The organism is Phenylobacterium sp. P4_E10, assembly GCF_056401675.1.
Window position 1 is genome coordinate 323,005 of record NZ_JBFUIW010000002.1, and the last position, 17,259, is coordinate 340,263.

General features: G+C 66.9%; 15 protein-coding genes. 8 read left to right on the forward strand and 7 right to left on the reverse strand.

Features of this window, described 5'->3' with window-relative positions:
- Positions 1-21: 21 nt before the first annotated feature.
- Complete coding sequence (locus tag AC1DQJ_RS03685) at positions 22-1,872, reverse strand: ABC transporter transmembrane domain-containing protein (protein WP_477600376.1); 1,851 nt, start codon at positions 1,870-1,872, stop codon at positions 22-24.
- A 118-nt stretch (positions 1,873-1,990) separates the two neighbouring features.
- Between AC1DQJ_RS03685 and rpmE the strand changes: the two genes are divergently transcribed.
- Complete coding sequence (gene rpmE, locus AC1DQJ_RS03690) at positions 1,991-2,215, forward strand: 50S ribosomal protein L31 (RefSeq protein ID WP_312160888.1); 225 nt, start codon at positions 1,991-1,993, stop codon at positions 2,213-2,215.
- A gap of 144 nt (positions 2,216-2,359) precedes the next feature.
- On the opposite strand, the gene rcdA is transcribed toward rpmE, so the two are convergent.
- Both rcdA and AC1DQJ_RS03700 read right to left on the reverse strand, forming a co-directional pair.
- Positions 2,360-2,869, reverse strand: coding sequence for a protease adaptor protein RcdA (gene rcdA / locus AC1DQJ_RS03695; RefSeq protein WP_477600378.1), 510 nt, complete (start codon positions 2,867-2,869; stop codon positions 2,360-2,362).
- Between the two features lie 136 nt (positions 2,870-3,005).
- The gene (locus tag AC1DQJ_RS03700; protein WP_477600380.1) at positions 3,006-3,209 is read right to left on the reverse strand and encodes a DUF1192 family protein; all 204 of its coding nucleotides are present in this window, start codon (positions 3,207-3,209) and stop codon (positions 3,006-3,008) included.
- A gap of 78 nt (positions 3,210-3,287) precedes the next feature.
- Between AC1DQJ_RS03700 and AC1DQJ_RS03705 the strand changes: the two genes are divergently transcribed.
- The 6 genes from AC1DQJ_RS03705 to AC1DQJ_RS03730 all read left to right on the forward strand — a co-directional run bounded on the left by AC1DQJ_RS03705 (position 3,288) and on the right by AC1DQJ_RS03730 (position 10,938).
- A complete protein-coding gene (locus AC1DQJ_RS03705; RefSeq protein ID WP_477600382.1) occupies positions 3,288-4,262 on the forward strand; it encodes an NAD(P)H-quinone oxidoreductase in 975 nt (324 codons plus the stop codon).
- Positions 4,263-4,645: 383 nt separating this feature from the next.
- Entirely contained in the window at positions 4,646-6,148 is a 1,503-nt protein-coding gene (locus AC1DQJ_RS03710; RefSeq protein ID WP_477600384.1) for an MFS transporter, read from the forward strand.
- A 9-nt stretch (positions 6,149-6,157) separates the two neighbouring features.
- Positions 6,158-7,687: an MFS transporter gene (locus AC1DQJ_RS03715; protein WP_477600386.1), complete on the forward strand. Its 1,530-nt coding sequence runs from the start codon at positions 6,158-6,160 to the stop codon at positions 7,685-7,687.
- 108 nt (positions 7,688-7,795) lie between these two features.
- Positions 7,796-7,921, forward strand: a complete 126-nt coding sequence (locus AC1DQJ_RS03720; protein ID WP_477600388.1) for a hypothetical protein — start codon at positions 7,796-7,798, stop codon at positions 7,919-7,921.
- On the forward strand, positions 7,918-9,393 hold the full coding sequence (locus AC1DQJ_RS03725) for an MFS transporter (protein ID WP_477600390.1): 1,476 nt from the start codon (positions 7,918-7,920) through the stop codon (positions 9,391-9,393). The genes AC1DQJ_RS03720 and AC1DQJ_RS03725 overlap by 4 nt, the downstream gene beginning before the upstream one ends.
- Positions 9,394-9,459: 66 nt before the next feature.
- Positions 9,460-10,938: an MFS transporter gene (locus AC1DQJ_RS03730; RefSeq protein WP_477600391.1), complete on the forward strand. Its 1,479-nt coding sequence runs from the start codon at positions 9,460-9,462 to the stop codon at positions 10,936-10,938.
- A gap of 61 nt (positions 10,939-10,999) precedes the next feature.
- On the opposite strand, the gene AC1DQJ_RS03735 is transcribed toward AC1DQJ_RS03730, so the two are convergent.
- From AC1DQJ_RS03735 to AC1DQJ_RS03745, 3 genes are all read right to left on the reverse strand, one after another.
- The gene (locus AC1DQJ_RS03735) at positions 11,000-12,628 is read right to left on the reverse strand and encodes a TadE/TadG family type IV pilus assembly protein (protein WP_477600393.1); all 1,629 of its coding nucleotides are present in this window, start codon (positions 12,626-12,628) and stop codon (positions 11,000-11,002) included.
- A gap of 109 nt (positions 12,629-12,737) precedes the next feature.
- Positions 12,738-14,537 carry a M2 family metallopeptidase gene (locus tag AC1DQJ_RS03740; protein WP_477600395.1) on the reverse strand — a complete coding sequence of 600 codons (1,800 nt, stop codon included), beginning with the start codon at positions 14,535-14,537 and terminating at the stop codon, positions 12,738-12,740.
- An 89-nt stretch (positions 14,538-14,626) separates the two neighbouring features.
- Positions 14,627-14,800, reverse strand: a complete 174-nt coding sequence (locus tag AC1DQJ_RS03745; RefSeq protein ID WP_477600397.1) for a hypothetical protein — start codon at positions 14,798-14,800, stop codon at positions 14,627-14,629.
- A gap of 173 nt (positions 14,801-14,973) precedes the next feature.
- On the opposite strand from AC1DQJ_RS03745, the gene AC1DQJ_RS03750 reads away from it, so the two are divergent.
- Positions 14,974-16,443: an NAD-dependent succinate-semialdehyde dehydrogenase gene (locus AC1DQJ_RS03750; protein ID WP_477600399.1), complete on the forward strand. Its 1,470-nt coding sequence runs from the start codon at positions 14,974-14,976 to the stop codon at positions 16,441-16,443.
- On the opposite strand, the gene AC1DQJ_RS03755 is transcribed toward AC1DQJ_RS03750, so the two are convergent.
- On the reverse strand, positions 16,440-17,177 hold the full coding sequence (locus tag AC1DQJ_RS03755; protein WP_477600401.1) for a CPBP family intramembrane glutamic endopeptidase: 738 nt from the start codon (positions 17,175-17,177) through the stop codon (positions 16,440-16,442). The two genes, AC1DQJ_RS03750 and AC1DQJ_RS03755, sit on opposite strands and share 4 nt — an antisense overlap.
- Positions 17,178-17,259: the final 82 nt, after the last annotated feature.

A 17,259-nucleotide genomic window follows, 5' to 3' on the forward strand; every position in this document is an offset into this window, starting at 1 on the left:
TCCACTTGCGGCTGTCACGCTTTAAGCGGCCGCCTCCCCGAACTGCAGCGCGGCCAGACGGGCATAGAGCCCGCCCTTGGCCAGCAGCTCGGCATGGGTGCCCTGCTCGACCACCTTGCCGGCGTCCATCACCACGATGCGGTCGGCCTTGAGCACCGTGGCCAGTCGGTGAGCGATGACCAGGGTGGTGTGGCCGACCATGGCGTCTTCCAGGGCGCGTTGCACCAGACGCTCGTTCTCGGCGTCGAGGGCGCTGGTGGCTTCGTCGAGCAGCAGGATCGGCGTCTCGCGGATCAGCGCCCGGGCGATGGCCAAGCGCTGGCGCTGGCCGCCGGAGAGGCTGCGGGCGCGGTCGCCCAGCGCGGTGTCGAAGCCCTGCGGCAGGGCGTCGAGGAAGCCCTCGGCCTGGGCGGCGCGGGCGGCGGCGCGGATCTCTTCTGCGCTGGCGTCCTGACGCCCGAAGCGGATGTTCTCGGCCGGCGAGCCGGAGAACAGCGGCGAGTCCTGCGAGACCAGCGCCATGCGCGCACGCACCCCGCCCGGATCGGCCTCGCGCAGGTCGACGCCATCGACCCGCACGGTCCCGCTGGTCGGGTCATAGAAGCGCAGCAGCAGCCGGAAGACCGTGCTCTTGCCCGAACCGGAGGGGCCGACCAGGGCGACCCGCTCGCCGGGCGCGACGTTCAAGGTCAGGCCGTCGAGGGCCAGCGCTTCGGGCCGACCGGGATAGGCGAAGGACACCGCCTCGAAGGCGACCTCGCCGCGGGCCGGCGTCGGCAGCGGCTTGGGATGCACCGGCGCGGCGATGGTCGGGGTAGCGGCGAACAGCTCGGAGATTCGCTCCATGGCGCCGGCGGCCTTCTGGACGTCGCCCCAGGTCTCGCCGAGCGCCCCGACCGACCCGGCGGCCATCACGGCGAGGAAGGCGAACTGGAACAGCGCGCCCCAGCTCATCTCGCCGCGCAGGCCCGCATGGACGCCCAGCCAGAAGATGAACACCACGCCGCCGAACACCAGGCCGATGACGAGGGCGGTCATGATCGCCCGCGCGGTCATCCGGCGCAGCGAGGTGCGGAACGAGGCCTCCACCGCGTCGCCGAAACGGGCGGCGCCGGCGGCTTCGCGCCCGAAGGCCTGCACGGTCTCCAGGGCGTCCAGAGTCTCGCCGGCATGGCCGACGGCGGCGGCGAACTGGTCCTGGGTCGAGGTGGTCAGCTTGCGCACGCGGCGGCCATATAAGAAGAGCGGCGCCAGCACGAACGGGAACAGCGCCACCACGAGGCCGGTGAGCTTGGGGCTGACGATCGTCAGCAGCACCAGCGCCCCGATCAGGGTCAGCAGGTTGCGCAGGGCGACCGAGATCGAGGTCGAGAGCAGGCTCTCGACGATCTGGATGTCGGTGGTGAGCCGCGAGAGCACCTCGCCGGTGCGGGTCTTCACGAAGAACGGCTGGTCGAGGGTCAGGATGTGGGCGTAGGCCGCCTTGCGCAGATCGGCGGTGATCCGTTCGCCCAGCTTGGTCACGAAGAAGTAGCGCAGGGCGCTGGAGGCGGCGAGCGCCAGGGCCACGCCGCCGATCAGCCAGAAGCGCGGAGCGACGGAGGCGTCGGTCGCGCCGGGCGCGGTCAAATGGTCGACCAGCTGCCGCACGGCGCCGGAGAGTCCGAGGGTCGAGGCCGTCGCGGTGATCAGGAACAGGCCCGCCCAGGCGGTGTCGCCCCAGTGATTGGCGAGGTAGGGGGCCAGACCGCCCAGCGCGCTCACATTGCGGCTGCGGGTCCGCTTCTGAGCGGCCTCGCTCAGATCCTGCGCCAGGGCGGCGCCGGCGCTGGGCCGCCCGTCGACGGGGGCCTCGACGGCCAAATCACTCATAGAAACTAGCGCCCTTGCTCTTACCGCGCCTTTTCCTGTATACGCGCGGCTTCCTTCGCGCCCGCCTCGTGGCTGACGTGAACTTTTCTGCCGCTCCTTTACGTCGGTTACCCTCGCGATGAAACAAGACACCCACCCCGACTACCATTTCATCACGGTCGTCATGACCGACGGTTCGAGCTACCAAACCCGCTCGACCTACGGCAAGGAAGGGGCGACCCTGAACCTGGACATCGACCCGAAGACGCACCCGGCGTGGACGGGCGGCAACCAGACCCTGCTGGACCGCGGCGGCCGCGTGTCGCGCTTCAACGCCAAGTTCGGCGGCTTCACCCGCAAGTAAGACCGCTGGCGCGCGCTGCGCGCCGGCTGGACTTCGCGAGCAGATACGAAAACGCCGCGCTCATCGCGCGGCGTTTTTTGCTGTGCCTGAATGGATGGCCGCCGCCTCCTTCTCCCGCGAGGGGTGAAGGACGGAGGTAGCTCTCTACGCCGTGCCGAACGCGGCCTGCAGGCGGCCGAACTGGGACAGCACCGGGTTGGCGTCTTCCTGCTCGGGATCTTCGATGTACATGCGGCGATCCAGGTGACGAACGCGCTCATAGAGGTGCTCGGACCGATCGAGCAGCATCAGCAGCCCCTCGGGCAGATCCTCGGTGGTGGCGCCGCGGCAGACGTCTTCGGCGCCCAGGCGATAGCGTTCCTCACGGGCGCCCTCAGGCGGCATGTCGCCTTCGCGCACAGCGCGCTGCACCAACAGCCAGGAAGCCACCTGCATCAGACGGGTGGTGAGGCGCATGCTTTCGGCGGCATAGGCCAGGGCCGCGTTGCGCGAGAGCAGCTTGGATTCCTGACGGCCGGAGCCGTCGAGATAGCCGGCGGTTTCCTCGACCAGGTCCATGCCTTCCTGGAAGGTCCGGTCGAACAACTCGGAGCGGGCGAAGTCGGCGATCACATCGGCTCGCCAGGCGCCGATCGGCGCAATTCCATCGATCATGAAACCACTTAGCCTCTAAAATCCTCGCCCGCGGACGGATGCGGTGCTCTGGCCGAAGGACTGCAACCCCCATGCCAGACGTAAGCGTCCGTTATCGATGATCGGCCGTTTACGTTCGGTTATCCGTACGACTCGATCAGCTTGGCCTTGAGAATAGCGCGTCGGCCTGCGCCCGCCCCGCGCGCTTACGCTCAATCTGGGCACGGCAGCGGGCGACTTCCGCTTCCAGCGCCTCGATCCGTTCCTCGAGTTCGGCGACCCCGTAGAGCTCAAGGTCTTCACGCATCGCCTCGGCGAGGCGTTGGCCCCGCAATACCCGGGCTTCTGCCGGTTCATCCATCGAAGGTCCTCCCATTCTCGGGCGCCATGCGGCATCTATCTGGAAGTTTACGCGCAAAAGCTGCCGGAGGGCGCCCCTATGAGCCAGACCATGACCGCGATCGCTGTGGAGGGCGGGCGTGGACCTGCGGAAAACCTGAGGGCGGAATCAATTCCGCGCCCCGATCCCGGTCCGGGCCAGATCCTCATCAAGGTCGAGGCGGCGGGAGTGAACCGTCCCGACCTGGCGCAGCGGATCGGCGCCTATCCGCCGCCGCCCGGCGCGCCGCCGACCATGGGGCTGGAGGTCGCCGGTGAACTGGTCGTTGGATCAGGACGCTGGAAAGCGGGCGACAAGGTCTGCGCGCTGTTGGGCGGCGGCGGCTACGCTCAGTACGCCGTCTGCGACGCACGGCACGCGCTGCCGATCCCCAAGGGCCTCAGCCTGCTGGAGGCCGCGGCCCTGCCTGAAACCGTGTTCACGGTGTTCGCCAACGTGTTCGAGCATGGGAGCCTGAAGGCCGGCGAGACGCTGATGGTGCACGGCGCGACGTCCGGCATCGGGACAACAGCGATCCAGATGGCCAAGGCCGCGGGCGCCAAGGTCATCGCCACCGGCCGGGGCGCCGGCAAGGCCGCAGAAGCGCTGAAGCTGGGCGCCGACGTCAGCGTCGACGTCACGACCCAGGACTTCGCCGAGGTGGCCAAGGCGCACGGCGGCGTCGATGTGATCCTCGACATGGTCGGGGGCGACTACTTCGCCAAGGGGCTGGACAGCATCCGCACCGGCGGGCGCATCGTCTACATCGCCAGCCAGGGCGGGGCCGAGGTTACGCTGCCGATCTTCCGGATCATGATGAAGCGGGCGGTGATCACCGGCTCGACCCTGCGTCCGCGCGATGCCGACGAGAAGGCCCGCCTGGCCGCCGCGGTCGAGGCGACCGTCTGGCCCTGGATCGAGGCCGGCAAGCTGCGGCCGCTGATCGACAAGACCTTCCCTCTGGAAGATGCCGCCCATGCGCACGCCTATCTCGAAGGCGGCGCCCATGTCGGCAAGGTGATGCTGACGGTCTAGCCACAGTTCCAATCCTGCTTCTAGGATTGGGAATGTCGCGGACGGCTCTGTCGGCGAAGTCGCCGGCGGGGCCGACCCGTCCGCAAGGAATGTTTCGAGAACATCGGTCGGAAATACCTGACCACGCCCCAACACCTTACGCAGTAAGGCGTTCATTGTGTCGTGGCTGAAAGACGAAAGCCGTTGACGATGGGGAAGCCGTCCCCCACGATTTGATTAATTGGACGTCGAGCGCCGGACACGCCCTTCAAGGGTGCGGTCTGGCGTCAATCATAATGGCGGCCGCGCAGCATATTCGCGCGGCGGGAGGAACACTTGGCCCGCGGCATTCACTCGCCGGACTGTGAACGAGCTTGCGTGCTTCAGGCCGGGGCGCCGGCCGCATGACCGCCCTGACCCGTCCACCTCTCACCTTCGCGACCAAGCTGCTCTATGCGGTCGGTTCGGTGGCCAACGCCGTCAAGCTCCGCGGCCTCTCGACCTTCCTGATGTTGTTCTACAACCAGGTGGTCGGTTTGCCCCCGCAGACCGTGACCTTCGTCTTGATGATCGCCCTGGTGTTCGACGCCGTCGTCGACCCGATGGTCGGGCAGATCTCCGACAACTTCAAATCGCGCCTCGGCCGCCGGCACCCGTTCATGTTCGCCGCGGCGGTCCCCGTCTCGGTCGCCTTCTTCATGCTCTGGAACCCGCCGCAGGGTTGGAGCGACGGCCAGTTGGTGATCTACCTACTGGCCTGCCTGCTGACCGTGCGCCTGTTCGACACCTTCTTCGAGCTGCCGCACTCGACCCTCGCGCCGGAACTGGCCAAGGACTACCACGAGCGCACCAGCCTGATTTCGCTGCGCATGCTGTTCGCGGTGATCGGCGGACTGGGCATGACGGTGCTGGCCTACCAGGTGTTCCTGAAGGAGAATCCCGACGGAACCGGCGGCGTCCTGGCCCGCGAGGGCTACTTCGCATACGCGCTCACCGCCTCGCTGGTGATCTTCACGGCCATCATCGTGTCGACGACCGGGACGATGAGCCAGATCCCCTATCTGCGTGCGCCGCCAGCCCGCAAGGCGACGTTCAAGGCCATGGCCAAGGAGGTCGCGGCGACCCTGAACAACCGCGCCTTCGTCATCGCCACCATCACCGGCATGTTCATCGCCATCGCCACCGGGGCCCGCAACGCGCTGGAGATCTATTTCGGTCTCTACTTCTGGGGACTGACCCAGGGCCAGCTCGCCGGGCTGGTGACGATCAGCGTGCTGGGCAGCGCAGTCGGGGTGATCGCCGCCCCGCATATCGCCAAGCGGCTGGGCAAGAAGCACGGCGCGCTGCTGCTGTTCACCACCGCCCTGACGATCGGCGTCAGCCCGGTGGTGGCCCGCCTGTTCGGCCTCATGCCGCCCAATGGGACCGGCCTGCTGTACAGCCTGCTGTTGGCCGAGACGGCGATCAACACCGCGCTGGCGGCAGGGACCGGCGTGCTGCTGGTCTCGATGGTCGCCGACGTGATCGAGGACGCCGAGGTCAAGACTGGCCGCCGCTCCGAAGGTCTGCTGATGAGCGCCGACAACCTGTTCAAGAAGATGGTCTCGGGCGTGGGGGTGTTCATCTCCGGCTCGGTGCTGGCCTTCATCCACTTCCCGGAGAACGCCAAGCGCGGCCAGGTCGACCCCGAGGTCATCCAAAACATGGGGCTGATCTACCTGCCGGTAGTCGGCGTGCTGTTCGGCCTGGGCATCATCAGCCTCAGCTTCTTCAACATCGACAAGGCCAAGCACGAGGACAACCTCCGCCGCCTGCGTGAGGCGGCGGAGGATTCCGGAATCATCGAGGAAGCCGGCGCCGCGCCGGGAGTTGCCGGGGGCGCTTCGCCGCTCGGCGTTAAAGCGTAAGAGATCGACATGACCGACGTAGCCGCCGGCCTGCCGCCGCGCCCGCCCATCACCTTCCGGACCAAGACGCTCTATGGTCTCGGGGCCGCGGCCAACATCATCAAGCAGCGGGGCATCACGACCTTCCTGCTGCTGTTCTACAACCAGGTGGTGGGACTGCCGCCGGCCATGGTGTCGACGGCGATCATGTTCGCCCTGATCTTCGACGCTTTCGTCGACCCGCTGGTCGGCCAGATCTCGGACAACACCCGCAGCCGCTGGGGCCGACGCCACCCGTTCATGTACGTGGCGGCCCTGCCGGTCTCGATCGCCTTCTACCTGATCTGGAATCCTCCGATCGGGTGGGAGAACGAGGCGCTGTTCGTCTACATGCTGGTCTGCCTGCTCACCATCCGGCTGTTCGACACCTTCTTCGAGCTGCCGTCATCAGCGCTGCTGGCCGAACTGACCCAGGACTATGACCAGCGCACCAGCATGATCGCCATCCGCTCGTTCTGCGGCGTGGCCGGCGGGCTGGTCATGCAACTGCTGGTCTATCAGGTGTTCCTGAAGAAGAACGCCGACGGCACCGGCGGGCTGCTCGAGCGCCACGGGTGGCAGACCTATTCCATCGTCGCGGCGATCACGATCTTCACGATCATCCTGATCTCCTCGGCCGCCACCCACCACCAGATCCCCTATCTCCGCCAGCCGCCGAAACGGAAGATCACCGTCCCGGCGATGATCAAGGAAGTCGGCGCGACCCTGAACAACCGCTCGTTCGTGGTGCTGACCATCTCGGGCATGTTCATGAACGTGTCGCTGGGCCTCAAGACCGCCCTTGAGCTGTACTTCAACCTCTACTTCTGGGGTCTCGCTCAGTGGCAGCTGGCGATCATGACCGTCACCGGCGTGGTGGCCAGCATCATCGGCGTGACCCTGGCCCCCATCATCGCGGCCAAAATCGGCAAGCGCCATGCAGCCATCATCATGTTCTTCGGCGCCGTCGTGGCCCTGCTGCTGCCGATCGGGCTGCGGATCATGGGCGTTATGCCCGCGAATGGCACCAACCTGCTGTTCGGCATCCTGATCATCGACTTCATGGCCAATGGCATCATGGCGATCATGACCGGGGTGATGCTGCAGTCGATGATCGCCGACGTGGTGGAAGACAGCGAGGTCAAGACCGGCCGCCGCTCCGAGGGCCTGCTGTTCTCGGCGGACAACCTGTTCAAGAAGATCGTGTCGGGGGTCGGGGTGTTCACCTCCGGCCTGCTGCTGGCCTATGTCGCCTTCCCGCAAGGCGCCAAGCCGGGCGATGTCGATCCGGACCTGCTTCGCAACCTGGCGCTCATCTATCTGCCGACCATCGGGGGCTTCTACGCGGTCGCGATCAGCTGCCTGTTCCTCTACCGGATCGACAAGACGACCCATGAGGAGAACCTGCGCAAGCTGCAGGAGGGCGTGCTGGAGACGCGCACCACCGACGCGCAGATCGAAGGCGCGACGCCGGCCGCCACCGGTCCCGCCGGCGACCTGAGCCCCGTTACGCCTCGCTGATGAATCTTCGGTCACGTTGCGCGGAGCGGCTTGCCACGGACGCAATCGTACCAAATATTCGAATCCAACCGCACGGGGCGCAGACCCCGCAAAGGTTGGGAGGACTGCATGGCGCAAGTCGGCGTGCCCGGCGGCATCAGCCGCCGGACGGAGTTGCTCTACGGTTCGGTCGCTGACGGCGTGACGCCGGGCGCCCGACCGGCGTTCGAGATCCCGCCGAGGTTCCGGCCATGACCGGACCTGCCGCCTCCCCGCTCAGCGTCCGCTCCAAGGTGTTCTACGGCTTCGGCTCGGTGGCGTTCGGCGTCGCCACGCTGGGCCTCTCCTCGGCGGTGCTGGCGCCATATCTGAACCGCGTCATCGGGCTGCCGGCGATGTGGGTCGGGACGGCGATCATGGCCACGCTGTTCCTCGACGCCTTCATCGACCCGGCGATCGGCCAGTGGTCGGACAAGCTGCGCACCCGCTGGGGCCGCCGCCATCCGCTGATGTACGCCGCCGCGCCGCTGGTCGCCCTGGCCTGCTATGCGTTCTGGAATTCGCCGGCCGACTGGCCGCCGGAAACGCTCGGCCTCTATCTGATCGGCGCCCTGGTGGCGCTGCGGCTGTGCGTCAGCCTCTATGAGGTGCCCAGCCAGGCGCTGGCGCCGGAACTGACCACCGACTACCACCAGCGCACCAGCCTGTTCAGCTACCGCTTCTTCTTCGGCGTCGTCGGCGGCTTCGGGATGAACGTGGTGCTCTACCAGTTCTTCCTCAGCCCCCAGAACGGCGGGATCCTGAACCGCGAGGCCTATGGCCACTACGGCATTCTGGCCGGGACGGTTATGGCGGTCTCGATCCTGGTCTCGTCAATCGGCACCCACCACCACATCCCGCGCCTGGCCGCGCCGCCGCAGCGCCAGGTCAAGCTCGCCCAGCTGCTGCGCGAGATCGGCGGCACCCTGACCAACCGCTCGCTGGTGGTGGTGATGCTGTCCGGCCTGTGCTCGGGCGTCGCCTCGGGCATGACCTTCGCGCTCAGCCAGTATTTCTACATCGAGCTCTGGGGCCTGACCGCCAGCCACATCTCCTTCCTGGCGCTGGCCTCGGTGCTGGCCTCGGTCTCGGGGGTGGCGATCGTCGGGCCGACCTCGCGGGCCTTTGGCAAGAAGCGCGCGATGCTCGGACTGTTCACCGTCTCGACCCTGACCGGGGCCATGCCGATCCTGCTGAAGCTGCTCGGCCTGATGCCGCCGAACGGATCGCCCTGGGTGTTCCCGATCCTCTGGGTCGACAGTTTCGTGGCCACCACCCTGGCCATTTCCGGCTTCGTCATCATCTCCTCGATGATCGCCGACGTGGTCGAGGACGCGGCCGTGCAAACCGGCGTGCGCTCCGAAGGCCTGCTGTTTGCGGCCAACGGCCTGCTGCCGAAGTTCACCGGCGGCATCGGCGTGTTCCTGAGCGGGGTTCTGCTGACGCTCGTCGCCTTCCCGACCAACGCGCCCGCCGGAACCGTGGCGCCGGAGATCATGCGCCACCTGGCGCTGATCTACCTGCCCGTGACCTTCACGATGAACTCCCTGTCGATCGCAGTCCTCGTCTTCTACCGGATCGACCAGGCGCGGCATGAGCAGAACCTCGCCGCCCTGGGCGATCCAGACCAGGTCGGGGATGAGACCGCCTCGGCCGATCCGGACGCGGTGATCGCCAGCGTCGGTTGAACTCGCCGCTTTCCTCGGGTTCCGGATCGCGTCTACAAATCGCGAAACAATATCGAGGAAAGCGCCGTGGCCGGAAGCGTACCAGAGGCTCAAAGTGATGGACGCCTGAGCGTTCCGACCAAGCTCTTCTATGGCCTCGGCTCGGTCGCTTTCGGGGTCAAGGACCAGGGGTTCTCGTACCTCCTGCTGATCTTCTACAATCAAGTTGTGGGGCTGCCTTCGGCGACGGTGGGCCTGGCGATCATGATCGCCCTGATCGTCGACAGCTTCCTCGACCCGATCATGGGCCAGGTGTCGGACAACTGGCGCTCGCGCTGGGGCCGCCGCCACCCGTTCATGTACGCCTCGGCCCTGCCCGTCGCGCTGTCCTACCTGCTGCTCTGGAACCCGCCCATGCACTGGTCGCATGAGGCGCTGTTCTTCTACCTGATCGGGGTGGCGATCATCATCCGCAGCTTCATCACCATGTACGAGATCCCCTCGGCGGCGCTGGCGGCGGAACTGACCACCAACTACGACGAGCGCACCAAGGTCATGTCCTACCGCTACTTCTTCGCCTGGTGGGGCGGGCTGACCATGACCCTGCTCGCGCTGAAGGTGTTCCTGACACCGGACGCCGAGCACCCGATCGGCCAGCTCAATCCCGCCGGCTATGTCACCTACGGCTATGTGGCCGCCGCGGTGATCTTCGCGGCCATCGTGATCTCGGCCATGGGCACGCACGGCCAGATCCCGCGGCTGCGCATCCCGCCGGCCCGCAAGCTGACCCTCGGTCAACTGGCCAAGGAGATGGTCGGCACCCTCAGCCACAAGTCGTTCATGGTGCTGATGGGCGCTGGCCTGTTCAATGCCATGGCCGGCGGCCTGGTGCTGTCGCTGAACCTCTACTTCAACACCTTCTTCTGGCAGCTGCCGTCGGCGCAGATCGCAATCCTGGCGGCCGCCAACTTCATCTCCGCGGCCCTGGCCTTCGGCTTCGCCGCCCCGCTGGCCAAGCGGCTGGGCAAGAAGCAGGCGGCGCAGATGACCAAGGTGCTGTCGTTCCTCATCGCCATCACCCCGATCACCCTGCGGCTGCTGGGCGTGTTCCCCGAGAACGGCTCGCCGACGATGCTGCCGATCCTGTTCGGCCAGGCGGTGTTCTCCACCGGCTTCTCGATTATCTCTGCGATCCTGATCTCATCGATGATCGCCGACGTGGTCGAGGACAGCGAGCTGCGCACCGGCCGCCGCTCGGAGGGCCTGTTCTTCGCCGCCGCCGCCTTCGTGCAGAAGGCGGTCTCAGGCGTCGGGATCTTCGCCTCCAGCATGATCCTGCTGGCCATCGGCTTCCCGCAGAACGCCAAGCCGGGCCAGGTCGCCGACGGCGTGGTCTCGAACCTCGGCTTCACCTACCTGATGGTCCTGGGCGGGCTCTATGGCGCGGCGATCCTCTGCGTCTCGCTCTACAAGATCACCCGTGAGGGCCACGAGGAGAGCCTGCGCAGGCTGGCGGCCCAGGCCGAGGCGGTGGAAGGCGGCGAAGGCCCCGGGCGGATCGGCTGACAAACGACAACGCGCCGGGCGTTGGCCCGGCGCGTCGCTTGTTCGTTCGTGGTCGCTGCGACTACTTGGAGATCCGCAGCGAGTTGATGTCCTGGGCGATGGCCCGGAAGGCCACCTTCAGCTCCGTGCCGCCCGACGGGGTATAGGCGTACTCCGCCGAGGTCGCGCAGGTCTTCATCATGTTGGTGATGTCGGGGTCGCTGCTGATGTTGAAGCCGACCGTGTAGACGATCACGCCCTTCTTCTTGATGTTCTCGCAGAGCTTGGCCGCCTGGACGAGCGGGTCGCCGTTGATCGAGTTGCAGTTGATGCGGCTGTCGTTGTTGGGCGCTCCGGTGTTGGGGTCGGCGTCCTTGGCGGCGACGCCGCGGCAGTAGGGCGTGTTGAACACGCCGTCGGTCATCAGGATCACGACTTTCAACAGCTGCGGCTTGGCGTAGGCGGCCGGAGCGCTGGTCCCGGTCCACACCGTGTTCCATTCCGGCGAGATCATGTACCAGCCCCAGGCCAGACCGATCTGACCGGCAGTGGAGCCGCTGTCGGTGAGCGTGCCGATGTGGTTCTTCAGCGCGGTTTTGTCGCTCGACAGCGGCATGACCGCCGCCGACGGGCAGGAGCCATAGTGCCATCCGACCTTGGCAACGCCCGGCGCGGCGTCGGTGTAGGCTTCGGTTCCCAGGCGTTCGGTGGCGCACTTGGTCAGGCCGAATGTCGTCACCTTGCTGGAGACGCTCGTAAACACGTGGGAAGCGCAGCCCTCCCCGAGGCACTGGACCGTGCCGCCCGACGTGTAGGGGCTGAAGGCGCCGGTGCCGCTATTGACCGTACCGTCGATATTGGCCGGAGAAGCGGCGTTGCTCTTCAGCTTGAAGGTGTTCTGGGTGACTGAAGTGGCGACATACGTGTTGCTGTTGAGCTGGGTCATCCCCTTGACCCCCGCAATTGTCACCCGCTCGCCCTCATAGAGGCCGTGGTTTGCGGAGGTGATCATGATCGGGTTGGTCTTGGTCGCGGCGGTGATGGCCGTCGTGCCTTTGGTCGTGCCACGCGCGGTCACGTCGTACGAGCCCATGTTCACCCCGACCGAGTACGGCACGATGGCCACCTTGGTGTAGTAGGGGTCCTGGACGTCCTTGACGACCAGGTCGACCAGGTCCTTGGCCGCGGTGCGCAGGTTGGCCATCTGGGCGCTCATCGAGCCGGTGGTGTCGAGCACCAGCGCGACTTCGACGTTGTTGGAGTTGCGCAGCACCTCGGAGTCGGCGGCGATGTCCGCCTGCTGCCACAGCAGCTTCGGGCCGATGCTGGGCGGCGTGACGGTGGCGTGGCCTTTGACCTTGATGCCGTCGAGCACGAAGGTCGAGGAGGTGATCTCCTGGCCTTCCGGCAGCTTGAGGTTGGCGCGCAGCGCCGCGTCCCCGACCACCTGGATCTCGGGGGTGGTCATCTTGTCCGAACGGGCCGCGTAGAGCGTCGCGGTGTCCAGCGCGTCCTGCAGTTGGCCCCGCTGGGTCGTGATCATGTAGATGTCGACCAGACCCATGGTGGCCGGCGCCAGCAACAGCAGCCCCACCGCGAAGAAGATCGCGGTGGCGCCCCGTTGGTCACGCAGTCCCGCCCTAAACCGGCCGCTCATGCGCCCGGCTGCGCCGCAAATACGCCCGGCCACTAGCTTGGTGATCTGTTCCACGCCTGAAGCCCCAGTCAGCTTAAGATTCCAGGGCAATTTCGCAGACCAGAGTAAATGAACGGGCGCCGAAGACGGTTAAGGCGAAGCTATATTTCGGCGCCCTTAACCATCACCAGCCGCAGGTTTCTCCCTTGTTCTGGACGGTGAGCCACGCATTCAGCGGCTTGAAGTAATCGGCCACGGCGCTGGCGTCGCCGGCCTTTTCGCCGGTGAAGGCCGCCATGGCTTCGGGCCACGGCTTGGACGCGCCCATCTCCAGCATGGCGTTGAACTTCTGGCCCATTTCCTTCTCGCCGTAGACCGAGCAGCGGTGCAGCGGACCCTTCCAGCCGATCTGCTGGCAGGCGGCGCGGTGGAACTGGAACTGGTAGATGTGGGCCAGGAAGTAGCGGGTGTAGGGCACGTTGGCCGGCACATGGTACTTGGCCCCCGCATCGAAGGCGTCGGCCGGGCGCGGTCCGGGCGGAGCCAGGCCCTGGTACTTGGTTCGCAGCGCCCACCAGGCGTCATTGTAATGCTCGGGCGTGGTTTCGCCGGAGAACACCTGCCAGCGCCAGCGATCGACCATCAGGCCGAACGGTAGGAAGGCGATCTTGTCGAGCGCCATCTTCAGCAGGAAGGGGATGTCCTCGTCCGCGCCGGGAGCCTTGTCGAGCAGGCCGATCTGCTGGAGGTAGGTCGGGGTCAGGGCCGAGAGGCCGACGAAATCGCCGATCGCCTCGTGGAAGCCGTCGTTCGCCCCGCCCTTGAACAGGAACGGCTGATCCTTGTAGGCGCGCTGGTAGAAGTTGTGCCCGAGCTCATGGTGGATCGTATAGAAGTCCTCGCCATTGACCTTGGTGCACATCTTGATGCGCACGTCGTCGCGGTCGTCGACGTTCCAGGCCGAGGCGTGGCAGACCACTTCACGGTCGCGTGGGCGGGTGATCTGGGAGCGCTGCCAGAAAGTCTCCGGCAGCGGCGACTGGCCGATCGAGGTGTAGAAGCTCTCGCCGGTCTTGACCATTTTCACCGGGTCATAACCCTTATCCACCAATAGCTTATCAAGGCTGTAGCTGGAGGTGGCGGTCTTCGGCTGGACCACGTCGTAGACGTTGCCCCACTGCTGGGCCCACATGTTGCCGAGCAGGTCGGACCGGATCGGGCCCTTACGCGGCTGCACCGCGTCGCCGTACTTGTCGTTCAGGCGCGCGCGCACGTAGCAGTGCAGATTGCGATAGAACGGCTCGACCTGTTTCCACAGACGGTCGGTCTCGGCGGCGAAGGCGTCCGGGTCCATGTCGTAGTTGGACCGCCAGAGCGCGCCGGTGTCCTTGAAGCCCAGGCCGCGGGCCCCTTCGTTGGAAAGCTCGGCCAGCTTGGCGTAGTCGCCGCGCATCTGCGGGGCGACCGAGTGCCAGCCCTCCCAGACCGCCTTCAGCTCGGCCGGATCGCGGCTCGAGGCAAGGACGTCCTCGGCGTCGTTCAGCGTCAGGGTCTTGCCGTTGTGCTGGAACTTGCCGGACGAGAAGGTCGAGTCCAGCCGGGTCGAAATGGTCGCCAGCTCGCCCGCCGCGCCCGGCCGGTCAGGGGCCGGCGAGACCAGGAACAGTTTGAGAAGCTTTAGCTTTCTGGCGGTCACCGGGTCGACGGCGACCCCGTCGAACCTGGCCGCCTCGCGGGCGTAGCGAGCGGTGAGCTCGTTCTGCTCGGCGGAGGCCTTGGCCTCCAGCCACTGAGTGTCTTCGGTGATGAAGGTCGCCCGCACCCAGGACGACTTGGCGACATAGGTATTGAACGCGGCGAGGTCGGCTTCGGCCTTGTCGACGAAGGACTTGGCCTCGGCCGGGGTCGGCCTGGGCGCCTGGGCGGCCGCAGGCGCAAAAGCGAACAGGGCCAGCGCGGTGGCGGCCAGAAGCTGGGATTTCATTCGGTCGGACGTCCCCAATGCGAAAATTGCGGCCTATGGAGCCGCACTATTGGGGAAGGAAACGCCTGCGGCGCCCAGCGTCAAGCAGCTTAGGCGCGCGCTTCCGAAGCGGCCATGCGGATGGCGGTTTCCACCGAGGCTTGGGCGTCGGATTGCGACAAATCCAGGCCCTGGGCGACAGTCTCGCCGTCCTCGTCGAAGATCCGCCAGGCCCAGCCACGCTCGGCGTGGGCGAGGGAGTAGGCGAACGGGGATTCCGTCACACGCGCCTCCAAACCAACTCATGCTGCAACGCAGTATGTCCGCGTAAAGACGACTCCAACGCCCGCCCGAGTCAAGGGTTGCCACGGGTGCGCCGCAACACGAAAAGTTTGACCGGAGCCCAAGAGCGCGCCCCGCGCTTATAGGACCGACGCCCGTGTCCGGAGAGATTTCCATGTCAGATCAACCGCCTGCAGCGCAGCTCAAGGCCAAGGCGGGGGCGCTGATCCGGCAGGCGGCGCTGGTCGCCGGCGCATGGATTCCGGCCGAGGGCGCTGACGTCATCGCGGTCGAAAATCCTGCCGACATGACGATAGTCGGCGCAGTGCCGAAGCTGAGCGCTGCGCAGGTCGATGTCGCGATCGAAGCCGCTGCGGCGGCGTTTCCGGCCTGGGCCGGGCTGAAGGGAAAGGCTCGCGGCGAGATACTTTCGAAGTGGGCTCAAGGGGTTAGGGCGAACGAAGAGGGCCTGGCCGCGATCATCAGCCTGGAAAACGGCAAACCCTGGAAGGAGGCGCTGGGCGAAATCCGCTATGCCAACTCGTTCATCGAGTGGTTCGCCGGCATGGCCGAACGGCTGGATGGAAAGACGATGGAGAGCCCCAACGGGCAGGATTTGATCCTCGCCTTCCAGGAACCTGTCGGTCCGGTGGCGGCGATCACGCCCTGGAACTTCCCCGCCGCGATGATCACCCGCAAGGCGGCGGCCGCGTTCTGCGCCGGATGCCCTGTCGTGCTGAAGCCCGCCTCCTCCACGCCGTTCACCGCGCTGGCTCTCGCCGCCCTGGCGCTGGAGGCCGGCGTGCCGCCCGGCTGCTTCTCGGTGCTGACCGGGGCGCAGGACGTGATCGGCGGGCGGCTGACCCGATCGCCGCTGATCCGCAAGCTGTCGTTCACCGGTTCGACTCAGGTCGGGCGGACGCTGGCCGCCCAGTGCGCCCCCACCCTAAAGAGGCTGTCGATGGAGCTCGGCGGCTCCGCACCGCTGCTGGTGTTCGACGACGCCGACCTGGAGACCGCGGTCGAGGGCACGGTGGCCGGCAAGTTCCGCGCCGGCGGCCAGACCTGCGTCTGCCCGAACCGCGTCTATGTCCAGGCCGGCATCCGTGACGCCTATGTCGAGGCGCTGGTCGCCAGGGTGGCGGCGCTGAAGGTCGGCGATCCCTTCGCACCGGACACGGTGATCGGGCCGCTGATCGACGCAAAAGGCGTGGCCAAGGTCGAGGACCACATCGCCCGCACCCTGGCCGCCGGCGGCAAGCTGCTGACCGGCGGCAAGCGCATCGAGGGCGCCTTCTTCGAGCCCACCGTCACCCTGGGCGGCGACGACGAACTGTTCTGCCACGAGGAGACCTTCGGGCCGCTGGTTCCGGTGTTCGAGTTCGCCAGCGAGGACGAGGCGATCGCGCGGGCCAACGCCTCGGAGTTCGGCCTGGCCGCCTTCGTGTTCAGCGACGACCTGAACCGGGCGATGCGCGTCGGCCGGGCCATCGAGGCCGGGATCGTGGGCGTCAATTCGGGCCTGATCTCCAACGCCGCCAATCCGTTCGGCGGGATCAAGCAGTCCGGCTATGGCCGGGAGGGCTCGGTCTACGGGATCGCCGACTACATGCAGACCAAGGCGCTGACCCTGGCCCTGCGCTAGCCGCCGCCGGCCGCAGCCGCCTGCAGAGCGCTGAGCGCGCCGAGATAGACCGCCGTCAGGCTGATGGTGTCGACCAGGCCGTGCAGCACGATGCAGGCGACGAGGTTCCCGCGCCCGGCGAGGCGGACGGCGCCGAGGACCAGGCCTGCGGCGCTGGTGACGGCGACCCCGGCCACCCCCTGATAGCCGTGACCGAAGCCGAAGATCAGCGCCTGGACGAGGAGCGCGCCGGCCACCGCCGCCCTGGTCCCGCCGAACAGGATTTCGAGCCTCGACTGCACGAAGCCGCGGAACAGCAGCTCTTCGCCGACCGCCGCCGTGGTCCAGGCGATGGCCAGCCAGTAGAGGTATTTCCAGGTGTCGCCTTCCAGCGAGGAGAAGGCCGCCACCGAGGAACCCGGCGCGAAGCCCAGCCTGGGCAGGACAAGCAGGTTCAGCATGGTTCCGACCGCGGCCAGACCCAGGTAGCCGAGCACCACCCGCAGCGCCACGCCGCCGATCGAGGCGGGCCGCGCCAGGCCGACGTCGCGCCAGGTCACGCCGCGCCGCTGCAGCCGCAGGGTCGCCAGCAGCACCAGGCAGAGGATCTTCAGCGGCGCCAGCAGGTAGGAGAGCGGCCCGGTCCCGACCGAGGGCAAAGCGACGATCAGCGCGAACGCCGCCAGCACCATCGTCAGGTCGACGAGCGCTTCCTGCCGTCGCGTCTGCCGCCCGATCGCCAGTTCATCCGCCATCGCCGGTCCCCCGAATGGATCTGCAACTGGTAGGGCGCGCCGCGAAGCTTGGCTAGGCGCGGACTTTTCCGGTCATCCCGGC

Coding starts and splice junctions, on each gene's coding strand:
- AC1DQJ_RS03685 (WP_477600376.1), bottom strand. CDS start 1,872: ATGAGTGATTTGGCCGTCGAGGCCCCCGTCGACGGGCGGCCCAGCGCC.
- rpmE (WP_312160888.1), top strand. CDS start 1,991: ATGAAACAAGACACCCACCCCGACTACCATTTCATCACGGTCGTCATG.
- rcdA (WP_477600378.1), bottom strand. CDS start 2,869: ATGATCGATGGAATTGCGCCGATCGGCGCCTGGCGAGCCGATGTGATC.
- AC1DQJ_RS03700 (WP_477600380.1), bottom strand. CDS start 3,209: ATGGATGAACCGGCAGAAGCCCGGGTATTGCGGGGCCAACGCCTCGCC.
- AC1DQJ_RS03705 (WP_477600382.1), top strand. CDS start 3,288: ATGAGCCAGACCATGACCGCGATCGCTGTGGAGGGCGGGCGTGGACCT.
- AC1DQJ_RS03710 (WP_477600384.1), top strand. CDS start 4,646: ATGACCGCCCTGACCCGTCCACCTCTCACCTTCGCGACCAAGCTGCTC.
- AC1DQJ_RS03715 (WP_477600386.1), top strand. CDS start 6,158: ATGACCGACGTAGCCGCCGGCCTGCCGCCGCGCCCGCCCATCACCTTC.
- AC1DQJ_RS03720 (WP_477600388.1), top strand. CDS start 7,796: ATGGCGCAAGTCGGCGTGCCCGGCGGCATCAGCCGCCGGACGGAGTTG.
- AC1DQJ_RS03725 (WP_477600390.1), top strand. CDS start 7,918: ATGACCGGACCTGCCGCCTCCCCGCTCAGCGTCCGCTCCAAGGTGTTC.
- AC1DQJ_RS03740 (WP_477600395.1), bottom strand. CDS start 14,537: ATGAAATCCCAGCTTCTGGCCGCCACCGCGCTGGCCCTGTTCGCTTTT.
- AC1DQJ_RS03750 (WP_477600399.1), top strand. CDS start 14,974: ATGTCAGATCAACCGCCTGCAGCGCAGCTCAAGGCCAAGGCGGGGGCG.
- AC1DQJ_RS03755 (WP_477600401.1), bottom strand. CDS start 17,177: ATGGCGGATGAACTGGCGATCGGGCGGCAGACGCGACGGCAGGAAGCG.